Source organism: Pseudomonas graminis (genome assembly GCF_900111735.1).
Classification (GTDB): Bacteria; Pseudomonadota; Gammaproteobacteria; order Pseudomonadales; family Pseudomonadaceae; genus Aquipseudomonas; species Aquipseudomonas graminis.
The window spans coordinates 25985-42232 of sequence record NZ_FOHW01000042.1 but is presented as its reverse complement, the minus strand read 5'-3'; the positions used below and the strand labels follow the sequence as shown (position 1 = coordinate 42232).

The following is a 16248-nucleotide window of genomic DNA, read 5'->3' as shown; positions in this document are numbered from 1 at the left end:
AGATCTTTCGTCTCAACCGAGGCGCGCATTCTACAGCGTCTCTTGTCTCTGTCAAGCGGTTATTTTAAGAAGTTTTCAAAGTTTCCTTATCAACTTCAACCACTTGCGCTTCGTTCGACTTAACGTCTCACGTCAGCGGGAGGCGAATTCTACAGCGTTACAACCTGCTGTCAACTGCCTTTTTCACCGCTGTCGATTCAAGCATCTGAACCGAAGCATTCCTCGCTGCTTACTTCGTCCAACTCTTTGATTACCAAGGAGTTTTCCGTTTCGTCTGCGCCGGAAGTGGGGCGAATTATAGACAGATCCAGAGGGGCGTCAAGCACTTATTTATACTTTGGTGGCAACGTTGCTGCTCTTGACCCGACGACGCTGGATACGCCCAGCAATTACGGGAATCCTGAGAACTAGAAGCAGCACGCCGATCGTTGCATATAGGGCCCACTCCTTCAGATCTGCCCGCACAATCCACAGCATGTGAAGCAAACCCAGCCCCAGAATCAGGTAACTGAGCCGATGAAGTTTCTTCCAGCGGACTCCCAAACGACGCTGGCTGTAGCGATTGGACGTGACCGCCAGCGACAGCAGCCCCAGAAAACCCAGCGCACCGACAATAATGTACGGCCGCTTGACCAGCTCCACGCCCAACTGAGCCCAGTCGAAGCCCAGGATAAAGAAGCCGTAACCCAGCATGTGCAGCGACACATAGGTGAAACACCACAACCCCAACTGGCGGCGAACCGCAATCCAGCCGGGCCAGCCGGTTGTGCGCTGTAACGGAGTCATGGCCAATGTGATCAAAAGCAACACCAGCGTTCCCAACCCGAGGCGATCTACCAGCACCTTCCCCGGATCAGGCCCCAAAGCAAAAATCCACGCTTGGTAGAGCCAATACGCCGGTACTACAGCTGCAGCGATGAACACCGACACTCGCCAGTAGATGAAGCGCATCAATAGTTTTTCCGTAAATCCAGGCCTGTATAGAGGGAAGCAACCTGCTCCCCATACCCGTTGAACATCTCGGTCTGGCGAATGTTCGGGCTGAACAGCCCACTGGGTAGACGCCGCTCGTGGGCCTGGGTCCAGCGTGGGTGGTCAACCGTCGGGTTCACATTGGCATAAAAACCGTACTCGCTTGCCGCAATGCTTTGCCACGTGGTCTTCGGCTGCTCGCTGGTCAGACTGATGCGCACGATGGACTTCACGCTTTTAAAGCCGTATTTCCAAGGCACCACCAGACGCAGCGGCGCGCCGTTCTGATTGGGCAGCTCCCGTCCATACATGCCCACCGCCAGAATCGCCAGCGGGTTCATCGCCTCGTCCAGGCGCAGCCCTTCTACATAAGGCCAGTCGATCAATGCAAAGCCGGAGCGCTGACCCGGCATGGTCTTCGGGTCCTGCAGCGTTTCGAAGCGGATGTATTTCGCATTCGCCGTCGGTTCAACCTGCTTGAGCAACTCGGAGATCGGGAAACCCAGCCATGGAATCACCATCGACCACGCCTCTACGCAGCGCAGGCGATAAATACGCTCTTCCAGCTGATAGGGCTTCATGAAGTCTTCGAGAGCGTAGCGGCCAGGCTTGGCCACCTCTCCATCGATGACAACGCTCCACGGCTCGGTCTTCAAGGAACCGGCGTTTTGCGCAGGATCACCCTTGTCGGTGCCGAACTCGTAGAAGTTGTTGTAGTGGGTCGCGTCCTTGAACGGCGTGATCGTCTCGTCCTTGACGGTGACGGCTTGCCACTTCGTCGCAGGCAATTTGCCTTTGAACCAGTCAGGTGCAGCGCCGGCTTCGACGTCAGCGTAGCGGGAGGCTTCTTCAGCTTGTGCCCAACGCGGCATTGCACTGACGGCAAGTCCTGCAAGTGAGCTGCCGAGCAGTGCACGACGGGATAGATAAATAGATTCGGGCGTGACATCCGACTCTTTGCAATCGGATGTGGAGGGGATCTTGATCAACATGATGACTCCGCAGTTATAGAGAACTGAAGCATCTATAGCTGCGGAGTATGCGGGAAATGCAGCCTGACTAACTACCTCTGGCGACGCAGACGCAGCAGGTATTGGATCGGACCCGATGCTGCATAGCCGAGGAAGATCAGCAGCAGAATGCGCGGCGGATCACTGAACACCACGGCGAACACCAAAACAACGGCCAGAATCGCAACAAACGGCACGCGCCCCTTGAGATCCAGCTCCTTGAAGCTGTTGTACTTGATGTTGCTCACCATCAGCATCCCGGCAGCAGCAACCAATAGCGCGACCAGAAACGACAGTTTCGAACCCTGAATGCCGTAATCGCTGAATGCCCAGACCGTGCCCGCCACAACGCCTGCAGCGGCAGGGCTTGCCAGGCCGATGAAGTACCGCTTGTCCGCCTTGCCCACCTGAGTGTTGAAGCGGGCCAGGCGCAACGCCGCTCCCGCGACATAGATAAAGGCGACCATCCAGCCGACCTTGCCCATGTCACCCAACGCCCAGCCAAACGCCAACAGCGCCGGCGCCACGCCAAAAGCGACCATGTCGGACAGCGAGTCGTACTCTGCGCCGAATGCGCTTTGTGTGTTGGTCATCCGCGCGACGCGGCCGTCCAGACCATCCAGCACCATGGCAACGAAGATGGCGATGGCGGAAAACGCGAAGTATTTGCTCGCGCTTACCTGATCACCCGCACTCAACGCGCTCTGCGCACTCATGGCGCTGATGATTGCGTAGAAGCCGGCGAACAGGTTCGCGGTAGTGAACAGATTGGGCAACAGGTAGATACCGCGATGACGGACCTTGCGCCCCTCGTCGTCGTGACCCTCTTCAATGTGTTCATCAATCGGTAGCAGGCTTTCGGCGTCAGAAGCCTTGTTCGGCTCTTCGGGACGTTCGCTCATGGACAATACCTTGCAGCTGAAGAATTTCGACAAATGCTTGTGGCCTCTGGGCCGACAAACGATGCAGCTTTATACCAGATGAGCCCCCATAACGAAAAAACGCGACCCGAGGGCCGCGTTTTTTCATGCAAGGACTGATCTGCGATCTTAGTTCTTGGCTTGGTCGACGATCTTGTTCTTCGCGATCCAAGGCATCATCGAGCGCAGTTGCTCACCGATAACTTCCAGGCCGTGCGCTTTGTTGTTACGACGCTTGGCAGTCATCGAAGGGTAGCCGCTGGCGCCCTCGGCGATGAACATCTTCGCGTATTCGCCGTCCTGAATGCGCTTCAGAGCGTTGCGCATGGCCTGACGGGATTCGGCGTTGATGACTTCCGGGCCGGTCACGTACTCGCCGTATTCGGCGTTGTTGGAGATCGAATAGTTCATGTTGGCGATACCGCCTTCGTACATGAGGTCAACGATCAGCTTCAGTTCGTGCAGGCACTCGAAGTAGGCCATTTCCGGCGCGTAACCGGCTTCAACCAGGGTTTCGAAACCGGCTTTGACCAGCTCAACGGTACCGCCACACAGAACGGCTTGTTCGCCGAACAGGTCGGTTTCGGTCTCGTCCTTGAACGTGGTTTCGATGATGCCGGTACGGCCGCCACCAACACCCGACGCGTACGACAGAGCGACGTTCTTGGCGTTGCCCGAAGCGTCCTGGAAAACGGCGATCAGGTCAGGGATGCCACCGCCTTTGACGAATTCGGTACGCACGGTGTGGCCCGGTGCTTTCGGCGCGATCATGATGACGTCGAGGTCGGCACGAGGAACAACCTGGTTGTAGTGAATCGCGAAACCGTGGGAGAAGGCCAGCGTTGCGCCCTTCTTGATGTTCGGCTCGATTTCGTTTTTGTACAGCTGGGACTGGAATTCGTCCGGGGTCAGGATCATGACCAGGTCTGCAGCGGCGACAGCGGAAGCCACGTCGGTCACTTTCAGGCCGTGAGCTTCAGCTTTGGCGACAGTGGCGGAACCCTTGCGCAGGCCAACGGTGACATCAACGCCGGAGTCTTTCAGGTTGCACGCTTGAGCGTGGCCCTGGGAACCGTAACCGATGATGGCAACTTTTTTGCCCTGGATGATGGAAAGGTCGCAGTCTTTGTCGTAATAAACTTTCATGAAATTCCCCTGATAACTTGGCCGCAAGGCCATTTGCAAAATTGGATTAGATGCTCAGCACTTTGTCGCCCCGGGCAATGCCCGTGACGCCGCTTCGTACGGTTTCCAGAATGGCCGTCGTGCCAATCGCCTGGATGAAGCTGTCCAGCTTGTCGCTTGTCCCGGTCAACTGCACGGTATAGACGCTGCTGGAGACATCGACGATCTGGCCGCGAAAAATGTCGGTGGTGCGCTTGATCTCGGCACGCTGAGCGCCGGTGGCTTTCACCTTGATCAGCATCAGTTCACGCTCGATATGGGCGCTCTCCGACAAATCGACCAGCTTGACCACCTCGATCAGCTTGTTGAGGTTCTTGGTGATTTGCTCGATCACTTCATCATGGCCAACGGTGGTCAGCGTCAGACGCGACAGGGTCGGGTCCTCGGTTGGCGCCACCGTCAGGCTTTCGATGTTGTAGTTGCGCTGCGAAAACAGACCGACCACACGAGACAGCGCGCCCGGTTCGTTTTCCAGCAGTAGCGAAATGATGTGGCGCATGGTTATGTCCGCTCCGTCTTGCTCAGCCACATGTCGCGCATGGACCCGTCTCTGATCTGCATCGGATAGACGTGCTCACTGACGTCAACCTGGATGTCGAGGAACACCAGACGATCTTTCATGGCGAACGCCTCTTCCATCTTCGGCTTCAGGTCCTTCAGATCGGTGATGCGCATGCCAACGTGCCCGTAAGCCTCGACCAGCTTCACGAAGTCAGGCAGCGACTCCATGTAGGAATGCGAGTGACGGCCGCTGTAGCTCATGTCCTGCCACTGACGGACCATGCCGAGCACGCCGTTGTTGAGCAGGATGATCTTCACCGGCAGGTTGTACTGCAGACAGGTCGACAGTTCCTGAATGTTCATCTGAATGCTGCCTTCGCCGGTGACGCAGGCGACATGGTCATTCGGGAAACTCAGCGCAACGCCCATCGCGGCAGGCAGACCGAACCCCATCGTGCCGAGACCGCCGGAGTTGATCCAGCGGTTGGGCTTGTTGAAGCGGTAGTACTGAGCCGCGAACATCTGGTGCTGGCCCACATCGGATGTGACGTAGGCATCGCCGTTTGTGACCTCACACAGCGTCTCGATCACGGTCTGCGGCTTGATGACGCTTCCGTCACCACGGTTGTACGGGAACAGGTCACCGCCGGCGCGCCACTCTTCGATCTGCTTCCACCACGTCGCGACCGAATCCTTGTTAGGGGTTTCGGCAAGCTCTTTGAGGGTCGCAACCATTTCGGTCAACACGCTCTCGACCGGCCCGACGATTGGCACGTCGGCCTTGATGGTCTTGGAGATGGATGCCGGATCGATGTCGACATGAATGATTTTGGCGTTCGGGCAGAACTTCGCCGGGCCGTTGATCACGCGGTCATCGAAACGCGCGCCGACCGCAAGAATCACGTCGGCGTGGTGCATAGCCAGGTTGGCGGTGTAGCTGCCATGCATCCCCAGCATGCCGACGAACTGGCGATCAGTGCCCGGGTAGGCACCCAGGCCCATCAGCGTGTTGGTAACCGGAGCGTTCAACTGCTGCGCCAGTTCGGTCAATTGCGCCGAACCGTTGCCCATGATCACACCGCCACCGGCGTAGATGACCGGGCGCTTGGCCGCGACCAGCATTTCCACAGCCTTGCGGATCTGACCGGAATGGCCACGAACCGCCGGGCTGTAGGAACGCAGTTTGGCTTTCTTGGGGAAAACGTATTCGAACTTTTCAGCCGGGTTGGTCATGTCTTTCGGGATATCGACGACAACAGGACCAGGACGACCGGATTGAGCGAGGTAGAACGCTTTCTTCAGGACTTCCGGGATTTCCGACGGGTGCTTGATCATAAAGCTGTGCTTCACGATCGGCCGGGAGATACCGATCATGTCGGTTTCCTGAAACGCGTCGGTACCGACCATGTTGCTCGGGACCTGGCCGGACAGCACCACCATCGGAATCGAATCCATGTAGGCGGTCGCGATACCGGTGATGGCATTGGTTGCGCCGGGACCCGAAGTCACCAGCACAACGCCTGCCTTGCCGGTAGCGCGGGCGTAACCGTCAGCCATGTGAGTTGCGGCCTGCTCGTGACGAACGAGGATGTGGCTCACAGCCGGTTCTTTGAACAGCGCGTCGTATATATGCAGGAGGGCACCGCCAGGGTACCCGTAGATGTGCTCTACGCCTTCGTCACGCAAAAAGCGGACGACCATTTCAGCGCCAGATAAAAGCTCCACGTTGTTCACCTCTAAAACGCCAGAATACCGTCCACACAAGCGAGGAGACGGGTCTTAATAGGTTTACTGCAAAGCAGAGCATGAGCGACGGTGGTCGCCGACTACGTCAGCACTGACTGAGCAAGTATTGGGATCGCCCCTTAAGTGTTTCGGGGTCTTCCCACCCAGCGCGAGGTAACGCGTTGCGGGTGTTACGGGTCGGCGCGGGTGTGCGCCTCATGATCTACCGAGACGGTCTGCTTCTGGCAGTCCCTCTACAGCGAACTTTGGATTGTTCGGATTCGCCCCTCTCAAGTCAAGTCATCGATGAGCTTTCTTCGTCCGCCGCCCGCTAAAAGGCACCGAATGAGGTCGTGGCGTCACGCTTGTGATAGGTTTCCGGCCATTGCCACAGAACTAAGGAACCGGGAATGCGCTGGATGATGCTTGCAGCGACGCTGACACTTGCCATCGCCCCGGCGGTCAGCCAGGCGGCGCAGATATACAAATGGGTCGACGCAAAGGGCGTCACGCATTTCGATGCCCAGCCGCCTGCCGGGCAGACAGCACAGGAAATCGATACAGGGAAACCCGTCGCTGCCCCACCTGCCCCGCCGCCGCAGAATCAGGACGGCGCGCGCGAGCAGGAAGCAGTCGATGCCAAAGTCAGGAAGCAGGTCGCGGCTCAAGAAGCCAAGCGCAAAGAGGCGTGCGACGAACAGCGTACCAACCTGGCCCAGCTGCAGAACAACCCGCGGGTGCGACAAGAGGTGAATGGCGAGTTCAGGCGGTTTACGGAAGAAGAACGGCAAGCGCGCATCGCCGAGGTCAAGAAATACCTCGACGACCAATGCAACTGAGGGTCAGACGGACTCAGTGATTAACCGGTCAAAGTCTTTCAGCAGCACCAGCAGGTAGCGCGCTTCGCGGATACGGCTGGCGTAAACCATTTCCGCCATTTCCAGGATGCCGGATGCCGTGGGCAATGGCAGATCCTGTTCAAGGATGATCTTCATGCGCGGCAGGAAGATCCATTGCAGCCACTGATCAAAATCCAGCGTGTCGACGCAGAAGGGCTCACGACTGGACAGCGACTCATCGCTGGGCGGCACCTCCTTCCACCACCCCAGCACTCGCAATTCGCGCTCGATCAACAGCAATTGGTCAGCGATTTTCGGGAAGCGTTTATCCATTGGCTTTCTGCCGCGCCAGTGCTGCGCCGGCTGCGTCACCCTGCTTCTCACGCGTTTGGGCAATCAACCCCCAAAGACTGGCTTGAAGGCTGGCGCGACCATTGGCGTAGGTGAGAGCGCGACGGGCTAATTGTTCGGCCTGAGGCGCATCGCCCTGGGCCAGACGCACTTGCGCCAGACGGTAAAGAACCTGCGGCTCACGGGGAGCCACGCGCTGCGCACGTTCAAGGCTCGATGATGCGCCGTTGAGGTCGCCACCGGATTGCTGTTGCTGAGCAGTGGTCAGCAACGCCAGCACCGGCCCATCCAGTTGCTCATCTTCCGACAACCCGCCGCTGGACGCAGACGGAATGCCAGTCGGCGCCGACGCCGGCATGTTGTAGGTATTGCTGGTCGCCGGCGGCGGTGTGTAAGTGTTGTTCGCCGGTGCCTGATTAACCGGCGCCGTATTGATCGGCGCAGTGCTGATCGGCGCCGTGGTGGGTGGCACGAACGTCGAAATAGGTGCACCACTGGCGTTGGCGCCGCCGGGGACCATGACCGTGACCCCGGAATCTTCCTGAATCGTCTGCGACTGCGCAGGTGCCTGCACCGGCGCACGGTAGGTGTTGTTGCGAGTAGACGAAACGCGCTCGCCGTTTGAAACGCGTGACCCTGAATCCACCACCGGAATTGCACTGCGCGTCTGGGACGCGCAACCGTTGAGCAAAGCCAGAGCCGTTACAGCCGGAATCCACCACTTGTTCACGTCACATCCTCTTTGCTTAATTCAACCAGGCTTAGTTCAACCAGCCCTTGACCCAGTCCATTACCGAATCGGCGGGCGCTGCTGCCCCGCCGCAGGTCGGGCCGGGTTGCGGCTCACTGCCGCGAATATACGGCATCTGTACGGCGTTCGGGCAGCTGGCGTCGGTGCCTTCGCCGGTACTGGCATTGACCCAGGCCTGCACGACGTTATCGGGCATCGCCATGTCCAGCGGCAGCGGATCGGCCTTCTTCATGAAGCTGGTCCAGATCTGCAGTGCGCCAGTGGCCCCGGTAAACGGCGTCTTGCCGTTGTCGTCGCGGCCCATCCAGACGATCGCCAGCAAGTCCTGACTGAAGCCGGCAAACCAGCTGTCGCGCGAGTCGTTGGTGGTACCCGACTTGCCCGCCAGATTCAGCGTGCTCGGCAGCACGTTGTACACCGATTTGCCGGTACCTTCGCGCATCACCCGCTGCATGGCGTTCTGCAGCAGATAGATCGATCCAGGGTCGAAACGTTGCTGAATCTGGAACGGGTAGCGCTTGAGCGGCTCCCCTTCAGCGGTGAGTACGCTGCGAATCCCGCGCAACGGTGTGTTGAATCCGCCGCTGGCGATGGTCTGGTACATCGTCGCCACTTCGATTGGCGTCAGCGCGCCCGCCCCCAGGAGCATCGACGGGAAAGCCGGCCACTCGCGGGTGACGCCCAGTTTGGTCAGGGTTTTGAAGACGTTCGGTATGCCCAGGTCCAGGCCCAGCTTCGCGCTGGACAGGTTGTAGGAATGCGCCAGGCCCTGATACAGGAAAATGTTGCCGTGGGCTTTGTGATCGTAGTTCTGGGGCTTCCAGATCTGGCCGTCGGCGCCTTTCACCTGAAAAGGCTCGTCGGGAATCCAGCTGGTCAGCGAGTACTGCTGTGGACGCTCGAGAGCGGTCAGGTAGATGGCCGGCTTGACCAACGACCCGATCGGCCGAACAGCATCCAGCGCCCGGTTGAAACCCGCGAAGCCTGCCTGGCGGCTGCCGATCAGCGCCTGGACTTCGCCGGTCTCGGGATTGGTCACGACCATGGCCGTTTCCATCTCGTCCGCGCCTTTGCGGCCAGAGATTTTGGCGAAGCTTTCGCGCACGGCGGCTTCGGACTTCATCTGCAGAATCGGGTCGAAGCTGGTGAAGATCCGCAGGCCCTCTTCGGTCAAGTCTTCGTCGCGGTAGTCCTGACGGAGTTGGCGCTTGACCAGATCAAGGAAGTCCGGGAACGAGCTATCAGCCAGCGAACCGACTTTGCTCACGCCCAGCGGCATCTTCTTCGCCGCAGCAACCACTTCAGGCGTCGCGACACCCTGTTGCTCCAGCAGATCGAGAACCAGATTGCGCCTTTCCAGCGCACGCTCCGGGTTGCGGCGCGGGTTGTAATAGGAAGGCCCCTTGACCAGACCGACCAGCAAGGCGACCTGGTGCAGCTTCAGTTCCGACAACGGCTGGCTGAAGAAATACTGACTCGCCAGACCAAACCCGTGCACCGCACGCTGACCGTCCTGCCCAACGAACACTTCGTTGAGGTAGGCCTCAAGAATCTCCTGCTTGCTGTAATGGATCTCCAGCAGAACAGCCATCATCGCTTCGGTCAGCTTGCGGGTGATGCTGCGCTCATTGGTCAGGTAGAAGTTCTTGACCAGTTGCTGCGTCAGCGTCGATCCGCCCTGGCGCATCTGTCCAGCGGATGCGTTGATCCAGAAAGCTCGCAGGATCCCCTTTGGCGACACCCCAAAGTGATGATAGAAATCCCGATCTTCGACAGTCACCAGGGTGTCGAGCAAGTAAGGCGGCGCCTGATCGAGCTTGATCAGAATCCGGTCTTCCAGATTCTTCGGGTACAAGCCGCCGATCATCAGAGGCTCAAGCCGCGCGACAGCAAGCTTGGCGCCATTGGCGGCGGTCAGTTCCGCGACGTAATCGCCGGAGAAGCGCACATGGATCTGCTGCGCCGGGTCAGCACCTTCATAGAACTGAAAGCCGCGGGTATTGAGATCGACATTGTTGCCGTTGACGGCTGCAGCGCCCGGGCCGTTGGCCACGCCTTCGCGGCGATAGCCCAGCGCATCGAGTTCCAGCAGGAAGTCGTCGCGTGAAAGCTTCTGGCCGACGAACAGCTCCAGTGGCCGTGCATAGACCTTGGCCGGAATGGTCCAGCGCTTGCCGGAGAATTTTTCCTGGACGATGGAATCCAGGTAAACGGCAAAGCAGCCGAGGATCACCAGCCCGACAAGACTGAGTTTCAGGGCCCAGCCCAACAGGCTGCGCAGGCGGCTGTTGGTGGGTTTGGGGGATTTTTTCGAGGTGCGGGATCGGGTCATGGCGGCGGATTATACGCACTTTCAAAGCCCCCGACAGACCACCCTTTAAGCGGTTTGCAGCAATGCCTTCAGCGGCCATAATGGCCGTCTTTCGCTTCTTCTCTATCGACTTATCACCTTTCAAGGATCGTCCGTGAGCCAGACACTGATAGCCGCGCTGCAAAACCCCTCCCTGTTTCCTCACCCGGTCGAACAGTTTCAGGTCATCGAGACGCATATTTCCTGGGTGCTGCTCACCGGCCCCTACGTCTACAAGATGAAGAAGCCGGTCAATTTCGGTTTTCTGGACTTCACCAGCCTGCCGGCGCGTCAGCATTTCTGCGAGCAGGAGCTGATGCTGAACCAACGCCTGACGGACGATCTGTACCTTGAAGTGCTGCCCATCACCGGCAGCATTGAGGCCCCGCAGTTGAATGGCGAAGGCGAAGCGATCGAGTACGTGCTGAAAATGCGCCAGTTCCCGCAGGAAGGATTGCTCAGCACCTTGCAAGCCAAAGGCGAACTGACCACTGCGCACATCGACGACATGGCGCGGCAGATCGCCGAGTTTCATCTCAAGTCGCCTAAAGTCCCGATGGAAAATCCTCTCGGCAGCGCCGACAGCGTAATGGCGCCGGTCACACAGAATTTTGAACAGATTCTGCCCTTCCTCAGCGAAAAATCTGACCTCATCCAGCTGGAAGCGCTGGAGGCGTGGGCCAACACCAGTTTCGAGCGTCTCAAGCCGCTGATGAACCAGCGCAAGCTCGACGGTTTTGTTCGCGAATGCCATGGCGACATCCACTTGGGCAACGCAACGCTGATCGATGGCAAGGTCGTGATTTTCGACTGCATCGAATTCAACGAGCCCTTCCGTATGACAGACGTCTATGCGGACATCGGATTCCTGGCCATGGACCTTGAGGATCGCGGCCTGAAAAGCCTTTCCCGTCGGTTCGTCAGTCAGTACCTGGAGCTGACAGGCGACTACGCAGGCCTGCAACTGCTCAATTTCTACAAAGCCTACCGCGCACTGGTCCGTGCCAAAGTGGCGCTGTTCAGCCTGAATGCCGACGCCGACCAGGTGCAGCGCGCCGCGACACTGCGCCAGTATCGCAACTACGCCAATCTGGCCGAAAGTTACAGCGCGATTCCTTCCAACTTTCTGGCCATCACCCACGGTGTTTCCGCGGTCGGCAAAAGTCAGGTTGCAATGCGCCTGGTCGAAGCGCTGGGTGCCATCCGTCTGCGTTCAGACGTCGAGCGCAAACGAGTGTTCGCCGACCATGAAGATCTGTATTCCGCCGACGTGAGCGCTGCGACTTATGGGCGCCTGAATGAGTTGGCGGGTGTCGTGCTCCGCGCAGGCTTGCCGGTGGTCATCGATGCAACCTATTTGAAGCACGCACAGCGTCAGGCGACTGCGCAGATTGCCGAGGCGATGGGCGTTCCTTTCCTGATCGTTGACTGCGCCGCGCCAAAGGCGGTTATCGAGGGTTGGCTGGCGCAACGTCGGGCACAGAATCAGGATCCTTCCGACGCCACCATGGAAGTCATAGAAGCGCAGCTGGCTAGTCGCGAAGCGCTGACGGCGGATGAAATATTGCGCAGCCGGCACGTCGAGACCAATGTCAGCGGCGATCTGGACACCCTGGTGGCCGACATTCGTCAGCATCTGCCGGGGCTCTGATATCCCGTCTCCACCAGTGGTCGAGTCGTGAAGGATATCGCTTCACGGCTCAACCTTGGTGGCATTATAGTGGCGTCAGAATTCCAACAAGGAGACGTCAAATGAACCAGCCCAAACAGCTCGACTCGCCCCTGTTCGCACTGTTGCGAAAAGACGACGTGACCGCCTTCAATCTCGAACGGCCCAAGCAGGACCCGGTTGATCTGTCAGGGGGCGATTTTCGCGGCCTGGATCTTCGTGAGATTGACGCTGACCGGATCGACTTCACTGACGCTTACTTCAGGTCGGCCGACTTGCGCGGCGTTGACTTCAGGACGAGCCAGCTTGAAGGTGCGAGCATCGCCCACGCGCAGATATCCGGTGCGTACTTCCCGCCTGAGCTGAGTGCTGACGAGATCCTCATGTCGGTCAATTTCGGCACGCGCCTGCGTTATCGAACCCGCTAACGTCATACCCCGCCGCCAAGCTTCGCTCCGACTTCCCGCCCCGCATGCTCAGCCATGCCGGGCCTGTATTCGCCTCCCCCTTTTAATCTGATCCTACCGTTCGGCGGCGCGTGCTGCGTCCGAAGGCTGTCTCTCTGCAGGTTAATTCAACGTCGTCTACGCTAAAGGGCATGGCTCGCCTTTTCAGTTTGTGTCGAGCCTACGGAGAAGTTATTACACGGAATGACAGGATGGGTTTGCACGCATGGACGACGAATTGATGGGCATGAAGAATCTTGGAAGGACCTCGGTTCAATGGCTTCACGCTGCGGGGATTCACACGATCGCTGATCTGCGTCGCCTAGGCGCAATCCAGGCCTATCGGGCCGTTCAGATCAGGGGATTTCGAGCCTCCAAAGCGCTGCTGTATTCATTGGAAGGTGCGTTGGCAAATTGCCGCTGGAGCGAACTGCCACAAGAGAACAAAGATTCCCTGAACAACAGGTTAAAGAACGCCGGCCCCGAGCCAGTCGGAGAGCGTTGAGCACGGGAGCAAAATAATGCGCAGAACACTGTTGACATACAAATGAGAATCACTATTATTATCAAATCCGGTCGCGAGACTGGTCGATAACCTGAAAGACTCCTTGGTTCGGATTTTCAGATTATCTCCTCATCAGGCTAATCACGGTTTTTGACCCGGCTCTTTGCCGGGTCTTTTTTTGCCTGCGATTCACGCGTCTACGCCCAAGCGCCCCAAAAGATCATCCAGCAGGCTGGTGGCCCCGAGCCTCAATCTCCCCTGCTCAAGCCAGCGTGGGCCGAATCGTGCCTTGACCAGATCCATGTGAACCCGCGCTTCCTCAAGCGTGCGCACATTTCCCGAAACGTTGATTCCCACATGCGCGCCTGACTCGGCGATGGCCGCAATCAGAATCCGGCTGGCCTGGGGCGTTGCGTTGAGGATCTGTTTACCCGTGCTGGTTTTCAGAAAGTTGGCGCCCTCCTGAATCGCCACACAGCTTGCGCCGTGAATGACCTGCGGATCGCGCAGCACGCCGGTTTCAAGCGTGACGGTCAATGCTGCCCGACCGCACCTGGCTTTGCAGGCATTGATGATGTCCGCGCCAATCTGCCTGTCCCCGCCAAGCAAAGCATGGAAGGGATAGACCAGATCGATTTCGTCGGCACCCGCGAGGATTGCCGCCTGGGTTTCCGACTCAGCGGAGCTGACAGAAGGGGAACCGCTCGGAAAGTTAACCGCGGCCACGACCTTGATCTCCCGCGCGTGAAGGCTGTCGAGCGTGCGCCGCGCCAGTCCCGCGAATCTGGGCGCTACACAGACGGCGGCAACGTACCCCACAGGAGTCAGGGCTCGATGACACAACGCAATAATCTTTTCCGCCGTGTCGTCGGCATTCAACGAAGCCAGCTCCATCAGGCCAATCGCCAGTTGCGCCATTGCCGCATCGACCTCAGTCACGTCAATCGCTTCGTTTACATCGTTCATTACACACCCCCAATGCCTTTGCTTGAGGCGACGATAATCTAGAACGGCTGTGGCTGAACCGTCACAAAGACGCAAAAGAGCAGGCCTACGTGATTACAAGAATTGTCCGAAGGACATTGCCCGCACAGGCAACGAAAATGGGGCTGCTAGATCGATCAAATCAGCGGATGCGGGTCGAGACGAGCCCCCTTCAGCGAGCGATCACCAGCGGATGCCCACGCTCGGGATGGGCCTGAACCAGAACATCCAGACCGAACACCGACTTCAGCCCCTCAGGCGTCAGCACTTGCTCTGGTGTGCCGGATAAATGCGCGCGACCTTGATCCAGCAACAACAAGTGATCGCAATAACGGGCGGCCAGGTTCAAGTCATGCAGGATGACCATCACCGCGCCACCACGTGCGGCGAACGCGCGAACGGCCAAGAGCGTGGTGTGCTGATGCAGCGGGTCGAGCGCCGACGTGGGTTCGTCCAGCAATAGAATCTGGCCCTCCTCGCCCGGCCACACCTGAGCCAGCACCCGCGCCAGATGAACCCGCTGACGCTCGCCGCCCGACAGCGTCAGATAGCTGCGACCCAGCAGGTGAAGGCCATCGGCCGCCACAAGGGCGTGCTGGATGATCTCTCCGTCACATTGCTGACCGCTGCCATGGGGCAAGCGCCCCATCGCAACCACTTCCTCGACCTTGAACGCGAAACCCAATGTCGAACTCTGCGGCAGTACAGCCAGCCGGCGCGCCCGCTCGGGGCCGCGCCATTGATTCAGGGGAATGTCGTCCAGCAACACCTGGCCGCGGGTCGGGGCAAGCTCGCCGCACAGGGCAGCCATCAGCGTACTTTTGCCAGCACCGTTGGGGCCCAGCACGCCGAGCATCTGACCGGGCGTCAATGCCACGTCGATGTTGGCGACTACCTGCTTGCCACCACGCATGATGCAGAGGTCATTGGCGATCAACATCAGCTACGCCCTCGAACCAACAGGAAAAGAAAAAACGGTGCGCCAATGAACACGGTGACAATTCCGATCGGCAGCTCCGCCGGCGCCATCACCAGTCGGGCGAAGATGTCTGCGAAAAGCAGCAGTGTTGCGCCTGCCAGCGCTGAGGCCGGAAGCACGACGCGGTGGTCTGGCCCGGTCAGCAGTCGCACCAGGTGCGGCACGATCAGGCCGATAAAACCGATCAGCCCCGCCGCTGCAACAGCGGCCCCCACACCGAGGGCGATGCACAGAATCAGCTCACGCTTGAGGCGTTGGACGTCGATGCCCAGGTGGTGCGCTTCCGATTCCCCAAGCAGCAGCGCGTTGAGTGCCTTGGCTCGGCGCGGCAGCCAGAGGATCACCGCCACGCAAACCAGCAAAAGAGGCCAGAGACGGTCGTAGCTGGCACCGTTGAGTGTGCCCAGATTCCAGAACGTCAGCGTCCTCAGGCTGGCGTCATCGGCGAGATACGTGAACAGCCCTATGACCGAGCCGGCCAGCGCGGTCATCGCCACACCCGCCAGCAGCATGGTGCTGACGCTGGTTCTGCCATCGCGGCGTCCCAGCCGATACACGATCGCGGTCACCCCAAGCCCACCGGCAAACGCACAGATTGACAGCAGATACGGCTGGAACGGCTCCGGCAAACCGCCGAAGGATGCTCCGGCGACGATGGCCACCGCCGCGCCCAATGCCGCGCCACTGGAAACCCCGACCAGGCCGGGATCGGCAAGGGGGTTGCGAAACAAACCCTGCATCGCCACGCCGGACAAGGCCAGCACTGCGCCCACCGCCAGCCCGAGCAACGTACGGGGCAGGCGAATCTGGCCCACGATCAGTTCCGCCTGCTGCAGGTTGTCCTCCGCCACGGGCACGCCCACCAGATGGAGCACCGCGCGCAAGGTATCCATCATCGGCAGACTGACAGGACCGAGCGCGAGGGACAGCCATATCGCCAGCAAACAGGCCATGCCCAGCGCGATCAGTTGAGAGGTGAAGCGCATAAATAGGTGCGTCCCCTATAAAGGAAGGCCCAGCCGATCACCTCAGGGCGCGACTGGCTGGATTTCGTTCATCGA

The 16248-nt window shown here is 59.1% G+C and carries 16 protein-coding genes; 4 read left to right on the top strand and 12 right to left on the bottom strand.

The window, feature by feature from the left end; all coding sequences use genetic code 11:
- Positions 1-330: 330 nt before the first annotated feature.
- The 6 genes from msrQ to BMY98_RS22825 all read right to left on the bottom strand — a co-directional run bounded on the left by msrQ (position 331) and on the right by BMY98_RS22825 (position 6313).
- Entirely contained in the window at positions 331-951 is a 621-nt protein-coding gene (msrQ, locus tag BMY98_RS22850) for a protein-methionine-sulfoxide reductase heme-binding subunit MsrQ (RefSeq protein WP_074892652.1), read from the bottom strand.
- The gene (gene msrP, locus BMY98_RS22845) at positions 951-1964 is read right to left on the bottom strand and encodes a protein-methionine-sulfoxide reductase catalytic subunit MsrP (protein ID WP_074892651.1); all 1014 of its coding nucleotides are present in this window, start codon (positions 1962-1964) and stop codon (positions 951-953) included. Before msrP ends, msrQ begins: the two co-directional genes overlap by 1 nt.
- Positions 1965-2035: 71 nt before the next feature.
- Positions 2036-2884 carry a CDP-diacylglycerol--serine O-phosphatidyltransferase gene (pssA, locus tag BMY98_RS22840; protein ID WP_074892650.1) on the bottom strand — a complete coding sequence of 283 codons (849 nt, stop codon included), beginning with the start codon at positions 2882-2884 and terminating at the stop codon, positions 2036-2038.
- 147 nt (positions 2885-3031) lie between these two features.
- Positions 3032-4048, bottom strand: a complete 1017-nt coding sequence (gene ilvC, locus BMY98_RS22835; protein WP_074892649.1) for a ketol-acid reductoisomerase — start codon at positions 4046-4048, stop codon at positions 3032-3034.
- A gap of 46 nt (positions 4049-4094) precedes the next feature.
- Entirely contained in the window at positions 4095-4586 is a 492-nt protein-coding gene (ilvN, locus tag BMY98_RS22830) for an acetolactate synthase small subunit (protein ID WP_074892648.1), read from the bottom strand.
- Positions 4587-4588: 2 nt separating this feature from the next.
- Positions 4589-6313, bottom strand: a complete 1725-nt coding sequence (locus tag BMY98_RS22825) for an acetolactate synthase 3 large subunit (RefSeq protein ID WP_074892654.1) — start codon at positions 6311-6313, stop codon at positions 4589-4591.
- A 410-nt stretch (positions 6314-6723) separates the two neighbouring features.
- Here BMY98_RS22825 and BMY98_RS22820 point away from each other — a divergent pair, with 410 nt between their 5' ends.
- Positions 6724-7152: a DUF4124 domain-containing protein gene (locus BMY98_RS22820; protein ID WP_074892647.1), complete on the top strand. Its 429-nt coding sequence runs from the start codon at positions 6724-6726 to the stop codon at positions 7150-7152.
- Positions 7153-7155: 3 nt separating this feature from the next.
- Here BMY98_RS22820 and BMY98_RS22815 read toward each other — a convergent pair whose 3' ends face one another.
- Genes BMY98_RS22815 through mrcB form a run of 3 tightly spaced genes read right to left on the bottom strand, consistent with a single transcriptional unit; the run spans position 7156 to position 10586 of the window.
- On the bottom strand, positions 7156-7485 hold the full coding sequence (locus BMY98_RS22815) for a YqcC family protein (RefSeq protein WP_074892646.1): 330 nt from the start codon (positions 7483-7485) through the stop codon (positions 7156-7158).
- Positions 7478-8233 carry a tetratricopeptide repeat protein gene (locus BMY98_RS22810; protein ID WP_074892645.1) on the bottom strand — a complete coding sequence of 252 codons (756 nt, stop codon included), beginning with the start codon at positions 8231-8233 and terminating at the stop codon, positions 7478-7480. The genes BMY98_RS22815 and BMY98_RS22810 overlap by 8 nt, the downstream gene beginning before the upstream one ends.
- A gap of 31 nt (positions 8234-8264) precedes the next feature.
- The gene (gene mrcB / locus BMY98_RS22805) at positions 8265-10586 is read right to left on the bottom strand and encodes a penicillin-binding protein 1B (protein ID WP_074892644.1); all 2322 of its coding nucleotides are present in this window, start codon (positions 10584-10586) and stop codon (positions 8265-8267) included.
- A gap of 133 nt (positions 10587-10719) precedes the next feature.
- Here mrcB and BMY98_RS22800 point away from each other — a divergent pair, with 133 nt between their 5' ends.
- From BMY98_RS22800 to BMY98_RS22790, 3 genes are all read left to right on the top strand, one after another.
- A complete protein-coding gene (locus tag BMY98_RS22800) occupies positions 10720-12255 on the top strand; it encodes a bifunctional aminoglycoside phosphotransferase/ATP-binding protein (RefSeq protein WP_074892643.1) in 1536 nt (511 codons plus the stop codon).
- A 101-nt stretch (positions 12256-12356) separates the two neighbouring features.
- On the top strand, positions 12357-12701 hold the full coding sequence (locus BMY98_RS22795; protein WP_074892642.1) for a pentapeptide repeat-containing protein: 345 nt from the start codon (positions 12357-12359) through the stop codon (positions 12699-12701).
- 244 nt (positions 12702-12945) lie between these two features.
- Complete coding sequence (locus BMY98_RS22790) at positions 12946-13224, top strand: TfoX/Sxy family protein (protein ID WP_074892641.1); 279 nt, start codon at positions 12946-12948, stop codon at positions 13222-13224.
- A 189-nt stretch (positions 13225-13413) separates the two neighbouring features.
- On the opposite strand, the gene deoC is transcribed toward BMY98_RS22790, so the two are convergent.
- The 3 genes from deoC to BMY98_RS22775 all read right to left on the bottom strand — a co-directional run bounded on the left by deoC (position 13414) and on the right by BMY98_RS22775 (position 16131).
- On the bottom strand, positions 13414-14190 hold the full coding sequence (deoC, locus tag BMY98_RS22785; RefSeq protein WP_074892640.1) for a deoxyribose-phosphate aldolase: 777 nt from the start codon (positions 14188-14190) through the stop codon (positions 13414-13416).
- 190 nt (positions 14191-14380) lie between these two features.
- Positions 14381-15148 carry a heme ABC transporter ATP-binding protein gene (locus BMY98_RS22780; protein ID WP_074892639.1) on the bottom strand — a complete coding sequence of 256 codons (768 nt, stop codon included), beginning with the start codon at positions 15146-15148 and terminating at the stop codon, positions 14381-14383.
- On the bottom strand, positions 15148-16131 hold the full coding sequence (locus BMY98_RS22775; RefSeq protein WP_175514206.1) for a FecCD family ABC transporter permease: 984 nt from the start codon (positions 16129-16131) through the stop codon (positions 15148-15150). Before BMY98_RS22775 ends, BMY98_RS22780 begins: the two co-directional genes overlap by 1 nt.
- Positions 16132-16248: the final 117 nt, after the last annotated feature.

What these genes read in the sequence shown, in the direction of transcription:
- BMY98_RS22795 (WP_074892642.1), top strand. Translation starts at nt 12,357, where the DNA reads ATGAACCAGCCCAAACAGCTCGACTCGCCCCTGTTCGCACTGTTGCGA.
- msrQ (WP_074892652.1), bottom strand. Translation starts at nt 951, where the DNA reads ATGCGCTTCATCTACTGGCGAGTGTCGGTGTTCATCGCTGCAGCTGTA.
- pssA (WP_074892650.1), bottom strand. Translation starts at nt 2,884, where the DNA reads ATGAGCGAACGTCCCGAAGAGCCGAACAAGGCTTCTGACGCCGAAAGC.
- BMY98_RS22820 (WP_074892647.1), top strand. Translation starts at nt 6,724, where the DNA reads ATGCGCTGGATGATGCTTGCAGCGACGCTGACACTTGCCATCGCCCCG.
- BMY98_RS22790 (WP_074892641.1), top strand. Translation starts at nt 12,946, where the DNA reads ATGGACGACGAATTGATGGGCATGAAGAATCTTGGAAGGACCTCGGTT.
- ilvC (WP_074892649.1), bottom strand. Translation starts at nt 4,048, where the DNA reads ATGAAAGTTTATTACGACAAAGACTGCGACCTTTCCATCATCCAGGGC.
- BMY98_RS22780 (WP_074892639.1), bottom strand. Translation starts at nt 15,148, where the DNA reads ATGTTGATCGCCAATGACCTCTGCATCATGCGTGGTGGCAAGCAGGTA.
- msrP (WP_074892651.1), bottom strand. Translation starts at nt 1,964, where the DNA reads ATGTTGATCAAGATCCCCTCCACATCCGATTGCAAAGAGTCGGATGTC.
- deoC (WP_074892640.1), bottom strand. Translation starts at nt 14,190, where the DNA reads ATGAACGATGTAAACGAAGCGATTGACGTGACTGAGGTCGATGCGGCA.
- ilvN (WP_074892648.1), bottom strand. Translation starts at nt 4,586, where the DNA reads ATGCGCCACATCATTTCGCTACTGCTGGAAAACGAACCGGGCGCGCTG.
- BMY98_RS22815 (WP_074892646.1), bottom strand. Translation starts at nt 7,485, where the DNA reads ATGGATAAACGCTTCCCGAAAATCGCTGACCAATTGCTGTTGATCGAG.
- mrcB (WP_074892644.1), bottom strand. Translation starts at nt 10,586, where the DNA reads ATGACCCGATCCCGCACCTCGAAAAAATCCCCCAAACCCACCAACAGC.